The sequence below is a fragment of the Falsirhodobacter sp. 1013 genome (assembly GCF_051195255.1).
In the GTDB taxonomy this organism is placed as follows: domain Bacteria; phylum Pseudomonadota; class Alphaproteobacteria; order Rhodobacterales; family Rhodobacteraceae; genus Falsirhodobacter.
The window spans coordinates 170251-188196 of the sequence record NZ_JBNJLK010000003.1; the positions used below are offsets into that span (position 1 = coordinate 170251).

General features: G+C 65.5%; 16 protein-coding genes. 14 read left to right on the forward strand and 2 right to left on the reverse strand.

The features are described from left to right. Positions 1-4 precede the first annotated feature (4 nt). The 14 genes from nuoF to ACSHZY_RS07175 are packed head-to-tail and all read left to right on the forward strand — an operon-like array spanning position 5 to position 14660. A complete protein-coding gene (nuoF, locus tag ACSHZY_RS07110) occupies positions 5-1300 on the forward strand; it encodes an NADH-quinone oxidoreductase subunit NuoF (RefSeq protein ID WP_435167392.1) in 1296 nt (431 codons plus the stop codon). Further along, entirely contained in the window at positions 1297-1632 is a 336-nt protein-coding gene (locus ACSHZY_RS07115; RefSeq protein WP_435167395.1) for a hypothetical protein, read from the forward strand. The genes nuoF and ACSHZY_RS07115 overlap by 4 nt, the downstream gene beginning before the upstream one ends. A gap of 25 nt (positions 1633-1657) precedes the next feature. Continuing rightward, a complete protein-coding gene (gene nuoG / locus ACSHZY_RS07120; RefSeq protein WP_435167398.1) occupies positions 1658-3667 on the forward strand; it encodes an NADH-quinone oxidoreductase subunit NuoG in 2010 nt (669 codons plus the stop codon). Further along, positions 3664-4074: a hypothetical protein gene (locus tag ACSHZY_RS07125; protein WP_435167401.1), complete on the forward strand. Its 411-nt coding sequence runs from the start codon at positions 3664-3666 to the stop codon at positions 4072-4074. Before nuoG ends, ACSHZY_RS07125 begins: the two co-directional genes overlap by 4 nt. Before the next feature lie 9 nt (positions 4075-4083). Next, a complete protein-coding gene (gene nuoH / locus ACSHZY_RS07130; RefSeq protein ID WP_435167404.1) occupies positions 4084-5121 on the forward strand; it encodes an NADH-quinone oxidoreductase subunit NuoH in 1038 nt (345 codons plus the stop codon). A gap of 2 nt (positions 5122-5123) precedes the next feature. Then, positions 5124-5621: an NADH-quinone oxidoreductase subunit NuoI gene (nuoI, locus tag ACSHZY_RS07135; protein WP_435167407.1), complete on the forward strand. Its 498-nt coding sequence runs from the start codon at positions 5124-5126 to the stop codon at positions 5619-5621. 7 nt (positions 5622-5628) lie between these two features. Then, positions 5629-6237: an NADH-quinone oxidoreductase subunit J gene (locus ACSHZY_RS07140; RefSeq protein WP_435167410.1), complete on the forward strand. Its 609-nt coding sequence runs from the start codon at positions 5629-5631 to the stop codon at positions 6235-6237. Position 6238: 1 nt separating this feature from the next. Further along, positions 6239-6544, forward strand: a complete 306-nt coding sequence (gene nuoK, locus ACSHZY_RS07145) for an NADH-quinone oxidoreductase subunit NuoK (protein ID WP_435167413.1) — start codon at positions 6239-6241, stop codon at positions 6542-6544. 4 nt (positions 6545-6548) lie between these two features. Then, positions 6549-8501: an NADH-quinone oxidoreductase subunit L gene (nuoL, locus tag ACSHZY_RS07150; protein ID WP_435167415.1), complete on the forward strand. Its 1953-nt coding sequence runs from the start codon at positions 6549-6551 to the stop codon at positions 8499-8501. Beyond that, on the forward strand, positions 8501-10039 hold the full coding sequence (locus ACSHZY_RS07155) for an NADH-quinone oxidoreductase subunit M (RefSeq protein WP_435167418.1): 1539 nt from the start codon (positions 8501-8503) through the stop codon (positions 10037-10039). Before nuoL ends, ACSHZY_RS07155 begins: the two co-directional genes overlap by 1 nt. A gap of 9 nt (positions 10040-10048) precedes the next feature. After that, positions 10049-11485 carry an NADH-quinone oxidoreductase subunit NuoN gene (gene nuoN, locus ACSHZY_RS07160; RefSeq protein WP_435167422.1) on the forward strand — a complete coding sequence of 479 codons (1437 nt, stop codon included), beginning with the start codon at positions 10049-10051 and terminating at the stop codon, positions 11483-11485. Then, entirely contained in the window at positions 11475-12227 is a 753-nt protein-coding gene (locus ACSHZY_RS07165) for a biotin--[acetyl-CoA-carboxylase] ligase (protein WP_435167425.1), read from the forward strand. Before nuoN ends, ACSHZY_RS07165 begins: the two co-directional genes overlap by 11 nt. Then, positions 12211-12987, forward strand: a complete 777-nt coding sequence (locus ACSHZY_RS07170) for a type III pantothenate kinase (RefSeq protein ID WP_435167428.1) — start codon at positions 12211-12213, stop codon at positions 12985-12987. Before ACSHZY_RS07165 ends, ACSHZY_RS07170 begins: the two co-directional genes overlap by 17 nt. Continuing rightward, positions 12984-14660 carry a ribonuclease J gene (locus tag ACSHZY_RS07175; protein ID WP_435167431.1) on the forward strand — a complete coding sequence of 559 codons (1677 nt, stop codon included), beginning with the start codon at positions 12984-12986 and terminating at the stop codon, positions 14658-14660. Before ACSHZY_RS07170 ends, ACSHZY_RS07175 begins: the two co-directional genes overlap by 4 nt. Positions 14661-14787: 127 nt before the next feature. Here the strand turns inward: ACSHZY_RS07175 and ACSHZY_RS07180 are convergent, their stop codons facing one another. Continuing rightward, complete coding sequence (locus ACSHZY_RS07180) at positions 14788-16176, reverse strand: DEAD/DEAH box helicase (protein WP_435167434.1); 1389 nt, start codon at positions 16174-16176, stop codon at positions 14788-14790. 168 nt (positions 16177-16344) lie between these two features. Next, positions 16345-17943, reverse strand: coding sequence for a peptide chain release factor 3 (locus ACSHZY_RS07185; protein WP_435167436.1), 1599 nt, complete (start codon positions 17941-17943; stop codon positions 16345-16347). Positions 17944-17946: the final 3 nt, after the last annotated feature.

Genomic DNA, 17946 nt, shown 5'->3' on the forward strand with positions numbered 1-17946 from the left:
GAAGATGTTGAAGGATCAGGACCGGATCTTCCAGAATATCTACGGCATGCATGAGCGCACGCTTGCGGGCGCGCAGAAGCGGGGGCTGTGGGACAACACGGGCGGCATCCTTGCCAACGGGCGGGACTGGATCATCGATCAGGTGAAGGCGAGCGGGTTGCGCGGCCGGGGCGGGGCGGGCTTCCCGACCGGCCTGAAGTGGTCGTTCATGCCGAAGAATTCGGACGGGCGTCCGTCCTATCTGGTGATCAACGCCGACGAATCCGAACCCGCCACCTGCAAGGACCGCGAGATCCTGCGCCACGACCCGCACCATCTGGTCGAAGGCGCGCTGATCGCAGGCTTTGCGATGGGTGCGGTGGCCGCCTACATCTATGTGCGCGGGGAATACATCCGCGAAAAGGAAAGCCTGCAGACCGCCGTGGACGAGGCGTATGATGCGGGCTTCCTGGGCAAGAACGCCTGCGGGTCGGGGTATCACTTCGACGTCTTCGTGCACCACGGCGCCGGCGCCTATATCTGCGGCGAGGAGACGGCCCTTCTGGAAAGCCTGGAAGGCAAGAAGGGCATGCCCCGCATGAAGCCACCGTTCCCGGCGGGCGCGGGCCTGTATGGCTGCCCCACGACGGTGAACAACGTGGAATCGATCTCGGTCGTGCCGACGATCCTGCGGCGCGGCGCGGACTGGTATTCCAGCTTCGGGCGTCCGAACAACGTGGGCGTCAAGCTGTTCGCGATGACCGGCCACGTCAACACGCCCTGCGTGGTGGAAGAAGCCATGTCCATCCCGATGCGCGAACTGATCGACCGCTACGGCGGCGGCGTCCGCGGCGGCTGGAAGAACCTGAAGGCGGTCATCCCCGGCGGCGCCAGCTGCCCGATCCTGCCGGCCCATCTGTGCGAGGACGCGCTGATGGACTTCGACTGGATGCGCGAGAACAAGTCGTCCTTCGGGACGGCCTGCATGATCGTGATGGATCAGAACACGGACGTCATCAAGGCGATCTGGCGCTTGTCGAAGTTCTTCAAGCACGAAAGCTGCGGCCAGTGCACGCCGTGCCGCGAAGGCACGGGCTGGATGATGCGCGTGATGGACCGTCTGGTGCGCGGAGAGGCGGAGGTCGAGGAGATCGACATGCTGATCAACGTCACCAAGCAGATCGAGGGACACACCATCTGCGCCCTGGGCGACGCGGCGGCCTGGCCGATCCAGGGCCTCGTTCGTCACTTCCGCGAGGAAATCGAGGACCGCATCAAGGCCAAGCGCACCGGCCGCATGGGGGCGATGGCCGCGGAATGAAGGCAGCAGCGGGCATCATGGCATTGCTGGCCCTTGCGGGCTGCGCGGCGGAAGCGGCGCGTCCGCCCGCGCCCAGCCTTCAGGACGGCAATTTCGTGTCCGTCCTGCAACCGGCCGGGATCGGGCATCGCATCACGCGCCAGGGCGTCGTGCCGGTGGAAGGGATGACGATGGCCGTCTACAATCCGGTCGACCCCTTGGGCGAGGATGAGGGCAAGCTGGCCAAGGACGTGGCCGCGCGGGCCTGCGCGAACCGGATGCTGCGCTTCAACCCGACCGTGGTCGGGAAATACCAGGCCCCGAACTGGGTGTTCGAGGGGGCTTGTCGATGACACGTTTTGACCGGGGGGACCGGACATGAGCAACCTTCGCAAGATCAGCATCGACGGCGTGGAATACGAAGTCGACGGATCCATGACGATCCTGCAGGCCGCTGAATACGCGGGCGTCGAAGTGCCGCGCTTCTGCTATCACGAACGGCTGTCCATTGCGGGCAACTGCCGGATGTGCCTGGTGGAAGTGGTGGGCGGCCCGCCGAAGCCCACCGCGTCCTGCGCCATGCAGATCAAGGATCTGCGGCCCGGCCCGAACGGCGAGGCGCCGGTCGTCAAGACGAACTCCCCCATGGTGAAGAAGGCGCGGGAAGGGGTGATGGAGTTTCTCCTGATCAACCACCCGCTGGATTGCCCGATCTGCGACCAGGGGGGCGAATGCGACCTTCAGGACCAGGCGATGGCCTACGGGGTCGACTTCTCGCGCTATCGCGAACCCAAGCGCGTGTCGGAGGAGCTGAACCTCGGCCCGCTGGTCAAGACGGCGATGACACGCTGCATTTCCTGCACGCGCTGCGTCCGCTTCACGACCGAGGTGGCCGGCATCAGCCAGATGGGCCAGACCGGGCGGGGCGAGGATGCGGAGATCACCTCCTACCTGAACCTGACGCTGGATTCGAACCTTCAGGGCAACATCATCGACCTGTGCCCGGTGGGGGCGCTGACGTCGAAGCCCTACGCCTACACCGCGCGCCCGTGGGAACTGTCGAAGACGGAATCCGTGGACGTGATGGACGCCCTTGGATCGAACATCCGGGTGGACACGAAGGGGCGCGAAGTGATGCGCATCCTGCCGCGCAACCATGACGGCGTGAACGAGGAGTGGATCAGCGACAAGAGCCGGTTCATCTGGGACGGCTTGCGCCGCCAGCGTCTGGACACGCCCTACATCCGCGAAAACGGCAAGCTGCGCCGCGCCACCTGGGGGGAGGCGCTGCGCGCCGCCGCCGACGCGATGCGCAACAAGCCGGTGACGGGCCTGATCGGCGATCTGGTCCCCACGGAAGCGGCCTTCGCGCTGAAGATGATGTTGGAAAACCAGAACGGCCGCGTCGAATGCCGCACGGATGGCGCGCGCCTTCCGGCCGGCAACCGTTCGGCCTATGTCGGCACCGCCCGGATCGAGGATATCGACACCGCCAGGCGCATCACGCTGATCGGCACCGACCCGCGTCTGGAAGCGCCGGTCCTGAACGCCCGCATCCGCAAGGCCTGGCTGGCCGGGGCTGCGGTGTCGCTGGTGGGCGTGGCCGCGGACCTGACCTATGACTACACCCATCTGGGCGCGGGCCGCGACAGCCTGACCCGCCTTGTGCGCGAGGCCGAGGCCGACGCGGGTGGCATCGTCATCGTCGGGCAGGGCGCGCTGACCGAGGCCGACGGGGCCGCGGTGCTGGGGCAGGCCATGGCCTTCGCCGAAGCGACGGGCGCGGGCCTGCTGGTCCTGCACACCGCCGCATCGCGCGTGGGTGCCCTGGATGTGGGCGCCGTGACCGAAGGCGGCATGGCCGCCGCCCTGAAAGGGGCCGAGGTGGTCTACAACCTCGGCGCGGACGAGATCGACATCGCGCCGGGTCCGGTCGTGATCTATCAGGGCAGCCATGGCGACCGTGGCGCGCATCGGGCGGACATCATCCTGCCCGCCGCCGCCTACACGGAAGAAAACGGCCTGTTCGTGAACACCGAAGGCCGTCCGCAACTGGCGCTGCGCGCGGGCTTCCCGCCCGGCGAGGCCAAGGAAAACTGGGCGATCCTGCGCGCGCTGTCGGCCGAACTGGGCGCCGCCATGCCCTTCGACACGCTGGGGCAGCTGCGCCAGCGCATGGTGGCCGCCGTCCCGCATCTGGGCCGGATCGACCAAGTGCCGGAGAACGCATGGCAACCGCTGAAGCTGCGCGAGCCGGCGCAAGCCGATTTCCGCACCGTCGTGCGCGATTTCTACCTGACCAACCCGATCGCGCGGGCCTCCGTCCTCATGGCCGAACTGTCGTCGCTTGCGGCGCAGCGGGCCGCGGCCCCGATGGCGGCCGAATGAGAACGGTGGCGCTTGTGGCGGTGATGGGACTGACGGCCTGCGCCTCGACCCTGCCGCAGGAGGTTCCTGCGCCAAGGGAGGGACGGGATCCGCTTCCCGCGCCCCGTTACCTTGGGGTGCAGACGATGCGGATTTCCGACGATCTGGTCGGCTTCCGGGTGGCGATTGAACGTCCGCGCGCCGCGGCGGACATCGACGCCTATACCGATTGCGCGGCGGCACAATACGCGCTGGTGCGCGGGCAAAGCTATGTCCGCCGCATCCGCACCAACATCGACGACCGCGGGGCCGGCTGGAAGGCCGACGCGATCTACCTCATCTCGGCCGACCGGCCGCAGACTGGGGCCATCATCGAGGCGGCACCGACCGTGGCCGACTGCAAGGCGCAGTCGATTCCGACGGTGTAGGGGGACATCATGGCCGATTTTCTTCAAACGGGACTGGGCATCGCGCTGCTGACGGCGTTGCAGTCGCTGGGCGTGGTCGCCTTCGTGATGATCTCGCTGATCTTCATGGTCTATGGCGACCGCAAGGTCTGGGCGGCGGTGCAGATGCGGCGCGGTCCGAACGTGGTGGGGCCGTGGGGCCTGCTGCAGACCTTCGCCGACGCGCTGAAATACATCGTGAAGGAGATCGTGGTTCCGGCCGGCGCCGACCGCTTCGTCTTCTTCCTCGCGCCGCTTTTGTCCTTCATCCTCGCGATGTTCGGCTTTGCCGTGATCCCGTTTGCCGATGGCTGGGTGCTGTCGGACATCAACGTGGCCGTGCTCTTCGTCTTCGCCGCCTCCTCGCTGGAGGTGTATGGCGTGATCATGGGGGGCTGGGCGTCGAACTCGAAGTATCCGTTCCTCGGCTCGCTCCGCTCCGCCGCGCAGATGATCTCGTACGAGGTGTCGCTGGGGCTGATCATCATCGGGATCATCATCTCCACCGGGTCGATGAACTTCGGCAACATCGTGCGCGCGCAGGACGGCGATCTGGGCCTGTTGAACTGGTACTGGCTGCCGCATCTGCCGATGGTCGTGCTGTTCTTCATCTCGGCTCTGGCCGAAACGAACCGCCCGCCCTTCGACCTTCCGGAAGCGGAATCCGAACTGGTCGCGGGCTACCAGGTGGAATATTCCTCCACCCCGTTCCTGCTGTTCATGGCGGGGGAATACATCGCGATCTTCCTGATGTGCGCGCTGCTGTCGCTGTTGTTCTTCGGCGGCTGGCTGTCGCCCATCCCGGGCCTGCCCGACGGGGTGATCTGGATGGTGCTGAAGATGGCGTTCTTCTTCTTCCTGTTTGCGATGGTGAAAGCGATCACGCCGCGCTACCGCTATGACCAGTTGATGCGCATCGGCTGGAAGGTGTTCCTTCCGCTGTCGCTGGGCTGGGTCGTGCTTGTGGCGTTTCTTGCGAAATTCGAAGTGTTCGGCGGCTTCTGGGCCCGCTGGGCGATGGGAGGCTGACAATGACTCAGGCCATCGACTGGGGTCGCGCGACCCGATACGCGCTGCTGTTTGATTTCATCAAGGGCTTCCAGCTGGGGTTCAAGTATTTCTTCGCCCCGAAAGAAACGATCAATTATCCGCATGAAAAGGGCCCGCTGTCCCCGCGTTTCCGCGGCGAACACGCCCTGCGCCGCTATCCCAACGGCGAAGAACGCTGCATCGCCTGCAAGCTGTGCGAAGCGGTGTGCCCCGCCCAGTGCATCGTGATCGATGCCGAACCGCGCGAGGACGGGTCCCGCCGCACCACGCGCTACGACATCGACATGACGAAGTGCATCTATTGCGGTTTCTGCCAGGAGGCCTGCCCGGTGGACGCCATCGTCGAAGGCCCGAACTTCGAATTCTCGGTCGAGACGCGGGAGGAGCTGTTCTACGACAAGCAGAAGCTTCTCGACAACGGCGCGCGGTGGGAGGCGGAGATCGCCCGCAACCTCGAGCTTGACGCTCCGTACCGGTGAGGATGCCATGACCTTCGCAATCTTCGCCTTCTACGCCTTCGCCATCGTCACGATCGTGGCGGGGATCTGCGTGACCATCTCCCGCAATCCGGTGCATGCGGTGCTGTGGATGATCACGGCGTTCCTGTCCTCGGCCGGGCTGTTCGTCCTGCTGGGGGCCGAATTCGTCGCGATGCTGATGATCATCGTCTATGTCGGCGCCGTGGCAGTGCTGTTCCTGTTCGTCGTCATGATGCTGGATGTCGATTTCGGCGACCTGAAGGGCCAGATGCTGCGCTATGTGCCCATCGCCGGCTTCATCGGGCTGATCCTGCTGGTCCAGCTGGTGCTGGGCGTGGGCGCCTGGGTCCAGTCGGACGGGGCGCTTGGGCTGCGCCAGACCGTGACGCCGACGGACATGGAAAACACGCGCGCCATCGGGATGGTGCTGTTCGACCGCTACCTTCTGCTGTTCCAGATGGCAGGACTGGTGCTGCTGGTCGCCATGATGGGCGCTATCGTGCTGACGCTGCGCCACCGGTCGGACGTGAAGCGGCAGAACGTGCTGCACCAGATGTGGCGCGATCCGGCCAAGGCGATGGAGCTGAAGGACGTGAAATCGGGGCAGGGGCTGTAGGATGGTCGGACTGGAACATTACCTCGTGGTCGCGGCGGCGCTGTTCGTCATCGGGATCTTCGGCATCTTCCTGAACCGCAGGAACGTCATCGTCATCCTGATGTCGATTGAGCTGATGCTGCTGGCGGTGAACATCAACCTTGTCGCCTTTTCCAGCCATCTGGGCGATCTGACGGGACAGATCTTCACCATGTTCGTACTGACCGTGGCTGCGGCCGAAGCGGCGATCGGTCTTGCGATCCTCGTGACCTTCTTCCGCAACAAGGGCACGATCGACGTCGAAGACGTCAACGTGATGAAGGGTTGAGCGCATGACGACCATCATCCTTCTGGCGCCTCTTCTGGGCGCGCTGATCTGCGGCCTGTGCTGGCGGTGGATCGGGGAATTGGCGGGGCAGGTGATCGCCACGGCGCTGGTCGCGGTGGCGGCAGCGCTGTCCTGGATCGTCTTCCTCGGCTTCGACGGCGGTACCGTGCACACCACCCTGATGCGCTTTGTCGAAAGCGGCAGCCTGTCCACCGACTGGTCGATCCGTCTGGACCGGCTGACGGCGGTGATGCTGATCGTGGTGACCACGGTGTCCGCGCTCGTGCACCTTTACAGCTTCGGCTACATGGCGCACGACCACAACTTCCGCGAGGGGGAGGCCTACAAGGCCCGCTTCTTCGCCTACCTGTCGCTGTTTACCTTCGCGATGCTGGCGCTGGTCACGGCCGACAACCTCGTGCAGCTGTTCTTCGGCTGGGAAGGCGTGGGTCTCGTCTCTTATCTTCTGGTGGGCTTCTATTACCGCAAGACCAGCGCGAACGCGGCGGCCATCAAGGCCTTCGTCGTGAACCGCGTGGGCGATTTCGGCTTCCTTCTGGGCATCGGCGCGCTGTTCTTCCTGGCGGATTCCGTCCGCTTCGATGACATCTTCGCGGCCGCGCCGGACATGGCGACGACCTCGCTGTCCTTCCTGTCGATCGAATGGAACGCGGCGACCATCGTGGGCGTGCTGCTGTTCATCGGCGCGGCGGGCAAATCGGCCCAGCTGGGCCTGCACACATGGCTTCCCGACGCAATGGAGGGGCCGACCCCGGTGTCCGCCCTGATCCACGCGGCGACCATGGTCACTGCCGGCGTGTTCCTGATCTGCCGCATGTCCCCGATCTACGAAGTGGCGCCGAACGCGCAGGCGCTGGTCGTGGTCATGGGGGCGGCGACCGCCTTCTTCGCGGCCACGGTTGGCCTTGTTCAGAACGACATCAAGCGCGTGATCGCCTATTCGACCGCCTCGCAGCTCGGTTACATGTTTGTGGCGGCGGGGATGGGCGTCTATTCGGCAGCCATGTTCCACCTGCTGACCCACGCCTTCTTCAAGGCGCTGCTGTTCCTTGCGGCCGGCTCCGTTATCCATGGGATGAATGGCGATCAGGACCTTCGCAACTATGGCGGCCTTCGCAAGAAGATGCCGGCCACGTTCTGGGCGATGATGATCGGGACCATGGCCATCACCGGCGTGGGCATTCCCTTCACCTATATCGGCTTTGCCGGCTTCGTGTCCAAGGACGCCATCATCGAGGTGGCATGGGTGAACTCCGGCCTCGTCTTCTGGATGCTGGTGATCGCGGCGGCGATGACGGCCTTCTATTCTTGGCGGCTGATGTTCCTGACCTTCTTCGGCACCCCGCGCAAGCCGGAGCTTCATGCCCATGCCCATGAATCGGGCCGCAGCATGCTGATCCCGCTGGCGGTGCTGTCGGTCGGTGCGGTTCTGGCTGGCGTGGTCTGGCGCAACGTCTTCTTCGGAGAGGAAGAGACCGTCCGCGCGTGGTTCGGCGAAAGCCTGGCCATGAACGGCCACGTCCTGCACGAGGCGCATGAGGGCCCGGCTTGGGTCGCCGCGTCGCCTTTCGTGGCGATGCTGGTGGGTCTGGTTCTGGCTTGGCTGATGTATCTGCGCGATCCGGGCATGCCGGCGCGCCTGGCCACCAGCGCGCGAGGTCTTCATGCCTTCCTGCTGAACAAGTGGTACTTCGACGAGCTGTTCGAGGCGATCTTCGTGCGCCCCTCGCAGCGTCTGGGGTCGTGGTTCTGGCGGCGCGGCGATGATCGCGGGATCGACGGCGTGGTGAACGGGGTATCGCTCGGCCTCATCCCGGCAATCACCCGGCTCGCGCAGCGGATGCAGTCCGGCTATGTGTTCCATTACGCTTTCGCCATGGTTCTGGGCGTCGCCGCCCTGGTCACCTGGGTCAGCTTCACAGGGGGATCGCGCTGATGGACAGCCTTCTTTCCATCGTCACCTTCATCCCCGCCATCGCGGCGCTGATCCTGGCCGTCTTTCTGCGCGGCGAGGATGAAGCCGCGCGCAAGAACGCCAAGTGGCTGGCGCTGCTGGCCACGGTCGCGACCTTCCTGATCTCGTTGTTCCTGTATTTCGGGTTCGATGGGTCCAATCCCGGCTTCCAGTTCGTGGAGGATCACGCCTGGATCGGCGGCCTGCGTTACAAGATGGGGGTGGACGGCATTTCCGTGATGTTCGTGCTGCTGACCACGGTGCTGATGCCGGTCGTGATCGGCGCCTGCTGGAAGGTCGAACACCGCGTGAAGGAGATGATGATCGCCTTCCTCGTGCTGGAAACGCTGATGATCGGCGTCTTCGCGGCGCTGGATCTGGTGCTGTTCTACGTCTTCTTCGAAGGCACGCTGATCCCAGGCGCCTTGCTGATCGGCATCTGGGGCGGGCGGCAGCGGCTTTACGCGGCGTTCAAGTTCTTCCTTTATACTTTCCTCGGCTCGGTCCTGATGCTGGTGGCGATGATCGCCATGTATTTCGACGCAGGGACCACGGACATCGTGGCGCTGCTGCAGCATGACTTCGCCTCCGCCCCGATGACGGTGGCAGGGATCACGGTGATGGGCGGGCTTCAGACGCTGCTGTTCCTTGGCTTCCTCGCCAGCTTTGCCGTGAAGCTGCCGATGTGGCCGCTGCACACCTGGCAGCCGGACGCCTATGTTCAGGCGCCCACGGCGGCGACGGTCGTCCTTTCGGCCATCCTCGTGAAGATGGGGGGCTACGGCTTCCTGCGCTTCTCTCTGGGCATGTTCCCCGTGGGGTCGGAGGTGATGCAGGGCCTGATGCTGTGGCTGTCGGCGATCGCGATCGTCTACACCTCGCTCGTGGCCTTCGTGCAGCATGACATCAAGCGGCTGATCGCCTATTCGTCCATCGCCCATATGGGCTTCGTGACGCTGGGCATTTTTTCGGCCAACCAGCAGGGGATCGACGGCGCCATCTTCCAGATGGTGTCGCACGGCTTCATCTCGGCCGGGATGTTCCTGTGCGCGGGCGTCGTGATCGATCGCCTGAGAGCGCGGGACGTGGACGCGTTCGGCGGCCTGCAGGCCCGGATGCCCGCCTATGCGCTGGTGTTCATGTTCTTCACCATGGCCAATGTGGGCCTGCCCGGCACCTCCGGCTTCGTGGGGGAGTTCCTGACGCTGATGGGGGCCTTCCAGGCGAACACCTGGGTGGCGCTGGTCGCCACCTCGGGCGTGATCTTCGCCGGCGGGTACGGGCTGCGTCTGTACCGCCGCGTGATGCTGGGCGACCTGATCAAGGAGGCCCTGAAATCCGTGACCGACCTGAGCGGGCGCGAAAAGGCGATCTTCGCCCCGTTGGTGCTGTTCGTGCTTCTGCTGGGACTGTATCCCGCGCTGGTCACCGACGTGATCGGGGCTTCCACTGCGCAACTGACGCAGACCTATCAGGCCGCGCTGCCCGCCGATGCGGGCATCCAGGCCGCAGCGAACTAGGGGACGACGATGACCCACGCCGATTTTTCCGCCATCCTCCCCGAGTTCCTGCTCACGCTCTTCTCGCTCGGCGCCATCCTGGTGGGGGCGTTCGCGGGCAAGGATCGCACGGCGCCCCTGCTGATGTGGGCGACGGCGGCCGTCTACGTGCTGCTGGCCTTCTTCGTGTCCCTGTCGGGGCCGAATGACCATGTCGCCTTCTTCGGCATGTTCGTGGAGGACGAGTTCGCGCGCTTCACCAAGGTCATGATCCTGCTGTCGGGCGCGGCCGTGCTGGTGATCAGCCAAAGCTACCTGACGCGGCGCGGGCTGATGCTGTTCGAATACCCGATCCTCATCTCCCTTTCGATCGTGGGGATGATGATCACGGTGTCGGCAGGCGACCTGATCGCGCTTTACATGGGGATCGAGCTGCAGTCGCTTGCCCTTTATGTCGTGGCCAGCCTGCGGCGCGACAGCCCGAAATCATCCGAAGCCGGTATGAAGTATTTCGTCCTGGGCGCCCTGTCCTCGGGGATGCTGCTGTATGGCGCGTCGCTGACCTATGGCTATGCCGGCACGACGCAGTTCGCGGGCATCCTCTCCTCGCTGGGGCAGGGGATGCCGGTGGGCCTGCTCTTCGGTCTGGTGTTCATGCTGGCGGGGATCGCCTTCAAGATCTCGGCCGCGCCGTTCCACATGTGGACGCCCGACGTCTATGAAGGCGCGCCGACGCCGGTGACCGCCTTCTTCGCCACGGCGCCCAAGGTGGCGGGTCTGGCCTTCCTGGCCCGCCTGGTCTTCGACGCCTTTGGCAGCGTGCCGGGCGAATGGGGGCAGGTGCTGGCGGTGATCGCCGTCCTGTCGATCTTCATCGGATCGGTCGCGGGGATCGGGCAGACGGACCTGAAGCGTCTGATGGCCTATTCCTCCATCTCCCACATGGGCTTTGCCCTGATGGGGCTGGCCACGGGGACGGCGCAGGGCGTGCAGGCCATGCTGATCTACATCGCGATCTATGTCGTGATGAGCGTGGGGACCTTCGCCTTCATGCTGACCATGGCGCGCGATGGCGTCGCCACCACCCGCATCGACAGCCTGAGCCTGTATGCCAAGAAGGAGCCGGCCAAGGCGCTGGCGCTTCTGGCGCTGTTCATGTCCATGGCCGGCGTTCCGCCCTTCATCGGCTTCTTTGCGAAATTCTACGTGCTGAAGGCGGCGGTGGATGCCGGATACACCTGGCTGGCGCTGCTGGGCGTGCTGGGGTCGGTGGTGGCGGCCTACTACTACCTCCGCGTCGTCTTCCTGATGTATTTCGGGAAAGAGGACAGCACGCTCGACACCGGGATGGGGCGCACCCAGTGGGTCGTCCTCATGGCCTCGGCGGCGATCATGCTGCTGGGCGTCGTGAACCTGTTCGGGGTCGAGGGCGCGGCCGCCGTCGCGGCCCAGTCTCTTGTCCGCTGACTGGCCCAAGGGTGTCGGGCGTCACACGCTCGACACCGTCGACAGCACGAATGCTTTCGGTTTTCGCCTGCCAGAGGTGCCGGCCTGGGTGCTGGCAGGGGAGCAGACGGCCGGGCGCGGGCGGCGGGGGCGTGCCTGGTCCAGCCCGCCCGGCAATTTCTATGGCAGCCTGATCCTGACCCCGGACGATCCGCCGGAGCGGATGGCCTTGCGGTCCTTCGTGGCCGCGCTGGCGCTGCGGGACGCGCTGGTGGCCCTGACCGGCCTGCCGCAGGTCTTTGCCCTGAAATGGCCCAATGACGTGCTTCTGAACGGCGGCAAGCTGTCCGGCATCCTGCTGGAAGGGCAGGCGGGGCGGCTGGCGGTCGGAATCGGCGTCAACCTGATCGGGGCGCCGCCGGCCGAAGGCGTGGAACCGCAAGCCCTGCGCCCCGTCAGCCTGAAGGCCGAAACCGGCCTGCACGTCGCGCCGTCGCAGCTTCTGGATCGTCTGGCACCGGCCTTCGCCCTGCGCGAAGCGCAGTTGGCCGCGGATTTCGACACGATCCGCCGTGACTTCCTGTCCCACGCCGCCCGCCTTGGCGAACGGATCGTCGCCCGCACCATGTCCGCGACCTATGAAGGCGTCTTCCGGACCATCGACGCCAGCGGGGCGCTGCTCCTTGACACGGCGGAGGGTCCCATGCTCATACCCGCCGCCGACATCTTCTTTGCGGAGCGCGCGCATGCTTCTGGCCATTGACTGCGGCAACACCAACACCGTGTTTTCCCTGTGGAACGGCGATTTCGTCGGCACATGGCGCATCTCCACCGATCACACCCGCACGGCGGACGAATACTTCGTCTGGCTAACCGGCCTGATGCGGCTGGCGGGGGTGGAGCCGGGGGTGACGGAAGCGATCATCTCCTCCACCGTGCCGCGGGTGGTGTTCAACCTGCGCGTCCTGTGCAACCGCTACTTCAACTGCCGCCCGCTGGTGGTGGGCAAGCCCGAATGCCGCCTGCCCGTCGCGCCCCGCGTCGATCCGGGAACGACGGTCGGGCCGGACCGGCTGGTGAACACGGTGGCGGGCTTCCATCGCCATGGGGGCGATCTGGTGGTCGTCGACTTCGGCACGGCCACCACCTTCGACGTGGTGGACCGGGATGGTGCCTATATCGGCGGCGTGATCGCCCCCGGCGTGAACCTGAGCCTTGAGGCGCTGCACATGGCGGCGGCGGCCTTGCCGCACGTGGACGTCAGCCGTCCGGCCTCCGCCATCGGCACGAATACGGTGGCCTGCATGCAGTCAGGCGTGTATTGGGGGTATATCGGCCTGGTGGAAGGGATCGTCCGCCAGATACGGCTGGAACGCGAACGTCCGCTGAAGGTTATCGCAACCGGCGGGCTTGCCCCTTTGTTTGATCAGGGGTTCGACCTATTTGACACGGTGGAAGACGATCTGACCATGCAGGGTCTGGTCCTCATACACCAATACAACATGGAACTGGACAAGGCATGACGAACGAGCGGCTGATCTATCTCCCTCTTGGCGGCGCGGGCGAGATCGGCATGAACTGCTACGTCTACGGCTATGGCGCCCCCGGGCGCGAACGGCTGATCGTGGTCGATCTGGGCGTGACCTTTCCCGACATGGACACGACGCCGGGCGTGGATCTGATCCTGCCCGACGTGTCGTGGCTGGAAGCGCGCGCCGACCGGATCGAGGCGATCTTCATCACCCACGCGCACGAGGATCACATCGGCGCGCTGGCGCATCTGTGGCCCAAGCTGAACGCGCCGGTGTATGCCCGCCGCTTCACGGCCGCCATCGGCCAGCACAAGCTGCAGGATCAGGGCCTTCCGCGCGACACGATCACCATCGTTGAACCGCGCCCCCACGCGGTGGAGGCCGGTCCCTTCCAGGTCCAGTTCGCCCCGCTGAGCCATTCGGTCCCCGAAAGCTCCGCTTTGGTGATCGACACGCCGGCGGGCCGCATCGTCCATTCCGGCGATTTCAAGCTGGACCCCGCCCCGGTGGTGGGGGAGCCGTGGGATCCCGCCTCGTTCGAGGCGATCGCGTCGGAACGTCCGGTGAAGGCGCTGATGTGCGATTCCACCAACGTGTTCACGCTGCATCCCGGCCGTTCGGAAAGCACGCTGGCCGGCCCGCTGCGCGAGCTGATCGGCAACGCCCGCGGGATGGTCGTGGCGACGACCTTCGCCTCCAACGTGGCGCGCCTGAAGACGCTGGCCGATGCGGCGCAGGCGTCGGGCCGGTCGATCTGCCTTCTGGGGCGCGCCATGCGCCGCATGGTCGCCACGGCGCAGGAAACCGGCATCCTGACGGACTTCCCGCCCACCATCAGCCCGGAGCAGGTGCTGGAAATGCCGCGCGACAACGTGCTGCTGATCGTGACCGGCTCGCAGGGCGAACGGCGCGCGGCCACGGCACAGTTGGCCCGCGGCAAGTATCTGGGCATCGATCTGAAGGAAGGGGACACGTTCCTCTTCTCCTCGCGCACCATTCCGGGGAATGAACGCCCGGTGGGCCGGATCATGAACCAGCTGTCGGAAATGGGCGTGAACCTGCAGGACGATGCGGGCGGCCTTTATCACGTGTCTGGCCATGCCAACCGTCCCGACCTCGTGGCCGTGCATTCCATCGTGAAGCCGCAGATGCTGATCCCGATGCATGGCGAGCATCGCCACCTGCGCCAGCACGCGCGTCTGGGCACCGATGCCGGCATCCGCAGCGCGGTGGTCATCAACGGCATGATGGTGGACATCACCGGCAACACCCCCGTTCCGGTGGAGCGGGTGGAGCCCAAGCGCATCTATCTGGACGGCGGCATGCTGATCGGCGCCTTCGACGGCGTGGTGCGCGACCGGATCCGCCTGGCTTTGAACGGCCATGTTCTGGTGACGCTGCTTCTGGACGAATCCGACGAGCTGTTGGGCGAGGTCTGGGTCGAGGTCATGGGTCTGGCGGCCAAGGGCCGGAACGGCGCGCCCTTCTCCGACACGCTGGAGCGGGAGCTGACCGAGTATCTGGAAGGCGCAGGCTCCAAGCTTCTGCGCGACGACGATCGTCTGGAAGAAGGGCTGCGGCGCATGGCACGACAGGTCGGCCAGGACGAGATCGGCAAGAAGCCCGAGGTGACGGTCGTCATCTCCCGTCTGCAGGACGAATAGGATCGGGAACGGCGGCGCCTTCGGGCGCTGGCTTATCCTTCATGGAAAAGGGTCGCTGCAACAAGCAGCGACCCTTTTTCTTTGGCAACGAAAGGAAAAGGCCGCGAACAGGTCGCGGCCTTCCAATTCAGTCTTCGGTGGCGGGCGTCGCGTCCGGCAGGGCGAAGCTGCGCGTCAGGAAGTCAGGCATGTGATCGCCCATGCCGACAATCGGGCCATCCTTGGCGACAGGGGCAGCGGAGGGTTCGTTTCGGTCCCGGTCTTCGCGCTTGTTGCGGCCGCGCCGCTGTTCGCGTTCGGCGCGGGGTTCCCGCTCGGGGCGGGGGCCGGGCGTCGGGGCTGCGGCGGGCGCAGGCGTGTCTTCGGCAACCACGAGCGTCTCTCCTCTTGGGATCGGCTGACCGACGAGCGCCTCGATGGCCGCCACGTATTTCTCGTCCGATGGCGTGGCCAAGGTGAAGGCCTTGCCCTTGCGGCCGGCGCGACCCGTGCGGCCGATGCGGTGCACGTAATCTTCGGGATGGGTCGGTACGTCGAAGTTGAACACGTGGCTGACCGAAGGCACGTCCAGCCCCCGTGCCGCCACGTCCGACGCGACCAGAAGCTGGATCGTCCCCTCGCGGAACCCGTCCAGCGTCGCGGTGCGCACGCGCTGGTCCAGGTCGCCGTGGATCGCCCCGGCGTTGAAGCCGTGCGCCTTCAGCGACTTCACCACCACGTCCACCTCGATCTTGCGGTTGCAGAAGATGATGGCGTTTGTGCAGCTTTCGCCTTCCGCGCGGATCAGGTCGCGCAGTACGTTGCGCTTGTCGGCCGAACTGCGGTCCTTGCGCGAGGGCGTGACCGGAACCAGCATCTGCTCGATCGTGGCGGAGGTGGAATTCTGGCGCGCCACCTCGATCTTCACCGCGCCTTGCAGGAAGGTGTTGGTAATGCGTTCGATTTCCGGCGCCATGGTGGCCGAATAGAAGAACGTCTGGCGCGTGAAGGGCGTCAGGCTGAAGATCCGCTCGATGTCCGGGATGAAGCCCATGTCCAGCATGCGGTCGGCTTCGTCCACGACCATGATCTGCACGCCCTGAAGCAGCAGCTTGCCGCGTTCGAAATGGTCCAGAAGGCGGCCGGGCGTCGCGATCAGCACGTCCACGCCGCGGTCGATCAGCTTGTCCTGTTCGCCGAAGGCGACGCCCCCGATCAGCAGGGCCTTGGTCAGCTTGGTGTGCTTGGCATAGGTGTCGAAGTTGTCGGCCACCTGGGCCGCCAGTTCGCGCGTCGGCGCCAGCACCAAGCTGCGCGGCATGCGCGCGCGGGCGCGGCCCTTGCCCAGCAGGGTGATCATCGGCAGCGTGAAGCTTGCGGTCTTGCCGGTGCCTGTCTGCGCGATGCCCAGAACGTCCTTACCTTCCAGCGCATGCGGAATGGCTTGCGCCTGGATCGGCGTGGGGGTCTCGTATCCCGCTTCCTGAACGGCTTTCAGCACGCGGGGGTCCAGCGCGAGGTCGGAAAATTTCGTCATCGGCGTCCTGTGAATGCGGTATCGGACCGCATGAAAAAAAGGGGACGCATATCCTCCGGGCGTCCCGGCGTCGGCGGACCGTTGCCGGTCCTGGATCGGCAGTATCGCAAAGACGTGAAAAGGTCAAGGTTCCGCCGGGTTTCGCCCCGTCCGTTGCAGGGCGGAGGGTCAGACCATCATTTCCTTGGTCGCCGTCAGCTTCACGTCGGGATGGTCGCGCTGCACGCGGTCGATGTCCCATTGCAGGCGTGTCAGGAACACGGTGTCGCCGTCGCTGTCGGTCGCCATGTGGCCCTTGTTGACGTTGACCAGCTTTTCCACCGCCACCTTCGACCCCTGCACCCAGCGGGCCGAGGAGAATTGCGACGGTTCGAAGCGCACGGGCAGGGAATATTCCTGCTCGATCCGCGAGGCCAGAACCTCGAACTGCAGGGCCCCCACGACGCCGACGATGAAGCCCGAACCGATCATCGGCTTGAAGACCTTGGCGGCGCCTTCCTCGGCGAACTGCATCAGCGCCTTTTCCAGGTGCTTGGCCTTCATCGGATCGCCCGCGCGCACGCCTTGCAGCAGTTCCGGCGCGAAGGAGGGGATGCCCGTGAAGTGCAGCGCCTCGCCTTCCGTCAGCGCGTCGCCGATGCGCAATTGCCCATGGTTCGGGATGCCGATGATGTCGCCGGCCCAGGCTTCCTCGGCCAGTTCGCGGTCGGCGGCGAGGAACAGCACGGGGTTCGACACCGCCATCTGCTTTTTCGACCGGACGTGCAGCAGCTTCATCCCGCGTTCGAAATGCCCCGAGGCGAGGCGCACGAAGGCCACGCGGTCCCGGTGCTTGGGGTCCATGTTGGCCTGCACCTTGAACACGAAGCCCGCGACCTTGCTTTCGCTCGCGTCCAGCTGGCGTTCCTTGGCGGTCTGGGGCTGCGGCTCGGGGCCGTATTCGCCCATGCCGTCCATCAGCTCCTTCACGCCGAAGGAGTTGATGGCGCTGCCGAACCAGATCGGCGTCATGTGCCCTTCCAGGAAGGACTGGCGGTCGAAGGACGGCAGCAGCTCGCGCGCCATCTCGATCTCCTCGCGGAACTTCGCAAGAAGGTCGGCGGGGATGTGGTCGGCCAGCTTCGGGTCGTCCAGACCGTTGATCTTTACCGACTCCGCCACCTTGTTGCGGTCGGCGCGGTCCATGATCTCCAGCCGGTCGTGCAGCAGGTCGTAGGCGCCCACGAAATCGCGGCCCACGCCGATGGGCCAGGACGCCGGGGCCACGTCGATGGCCAGGTTCTCCTGGATCTCGTCGATGATCTCGAACACGTCGCGGGATTCGCGGTCCATCTTGTTGCAGAAGGTCAGGATCGGCAGGTCGCGCAGACGGCACACCTCAAACAGCTTGCGCGTCTGGGATTCCACGCCTTTGGCGCCATCGATCACCATGATGGCCGCGTCCACCGCCGTCAGGGTGCGGTAGGTGTCTTCGGAAAAGTCGCTGTGGCCGGGCGTGTCCACCAGGTTGAAGCGGTATTTCCCGAATTCGAACGACATGGCCGAGGCGGAAACGGAAATCCCGCGCTCCTGCTCCATCTTCATGAAGTCGGACCGGGTGCGCCGCGCCTCGCCCTTGGCGCGGACCTGGCCGGCCATCTGGATCGCGCCGCCGAACAGCAGGAACTTCTCGGTCAGCGTGGTTTTGCCGGCGTCGGGATGCGAGATGATCGCAAAGGTCCGGCGGCGGGCAATCTCGGGCGGAAGGGTGGGGCGGTTGTCCAGCATGGG

Coding starts and splice junctions, on each gene's coding strand:
- nuoH (WP_435167404.1), top strand. CDS start 4,084: ATGGCCGATTTTCTTCAAACGGGACTGGGCATCGCGCTGCTGACGGCG.
- nuoK (WP_435167413.1), top strand. CDS start 6,239: ATGGTCGGACTGGAACATTACCTCGTGGTCGCGGCGGCGCTGTTCGTC.
- ACSHZY_RS07125 (WP_435167401.1), top strand. CDS start 3,664: ATGAGAACGGTGGCGCTTGTGGCGGTGATGGGACTGACGGCCTGCGCC.
- nuoN (WP_435167422.1), top strand. CDS start 10,049: ATGACCCACGCCGATTTTTCCGCCATCCTCCCCGAGTTCCTGCTCACG.
- nuoL (WP_435167415.1), top strand. CDS start 6,549: ATGACGACCATCATCCTTCTGGCGCCTCTTCTGGGCGCGCTGATCTGC.
- ACSHZY_RS07170 (WP_435167428.1), top strand. CDS start 12,211: ATGCTTCTGGCCATTGACTGCGGCAACACCAACACCGTGTTTTCCCTG.
- ACSHZY_RS07175 (WP_435167431.1), top strand. CDS start 12,984: ATGACGAACGAGCGGCTGATCTATCTCCCTCTTGGCGGCGCGGGCGAG.
- nuoI (WP_435167407.1), top strand. CDS start 5,124: ATGACTCAGGCCATCGACTGGGGTCGCGCGACCCGATACGCGCTGCTG.
- nuoG (WP_435167398.1), top strand. CDS start 1,658: ATGAGCAACCTTCGCAAGATCAGCATCGACGGCGTGGAATACGAAGTC.
- ACSHZY_RS07140 (WP_435167410.1), top strand. CDS start 5,629: ATGACCTTCGCAATCTTCGCCTTCTACGCCTTCGCCATCGTCACGATC.
- ACSHZY_RS07115 (WP_435167395.1), top strand. CDS start 1,297: ATGAAGGCAGCAGCGGGCATCATGGCATTGCTGGCCCTTGCGGGCTGC.
- ACSHZY_RS07180 (WP_435167434.1), bottom strand. CDS start 16,176: ATGACGAAATTTTCCGACCTCGCGCTGGACCCCCGCGTGCTGAAAGCC.
- nuoF (WP_435167392.1), top strand. CDS start 5: ATGTTGAAGGATCAGGACCGGATCTTCCAGAATATCTACGGCATGCAT.
- ACSHZY_RS07155 (WP_435167418.1), top strand. CDS start 8,501: ATGGACAGCCTTCTTTCCATCGTCACCTTCATCCCCGCCATCGCGGCG.
- ACSHZY_RS07185 (WP_435167436.1), bottom strand. CDS start 17,943: ATGCTGGACAACCGCCCCACCCTTCCGCCCGAGATTGCCCGCCGCCGG.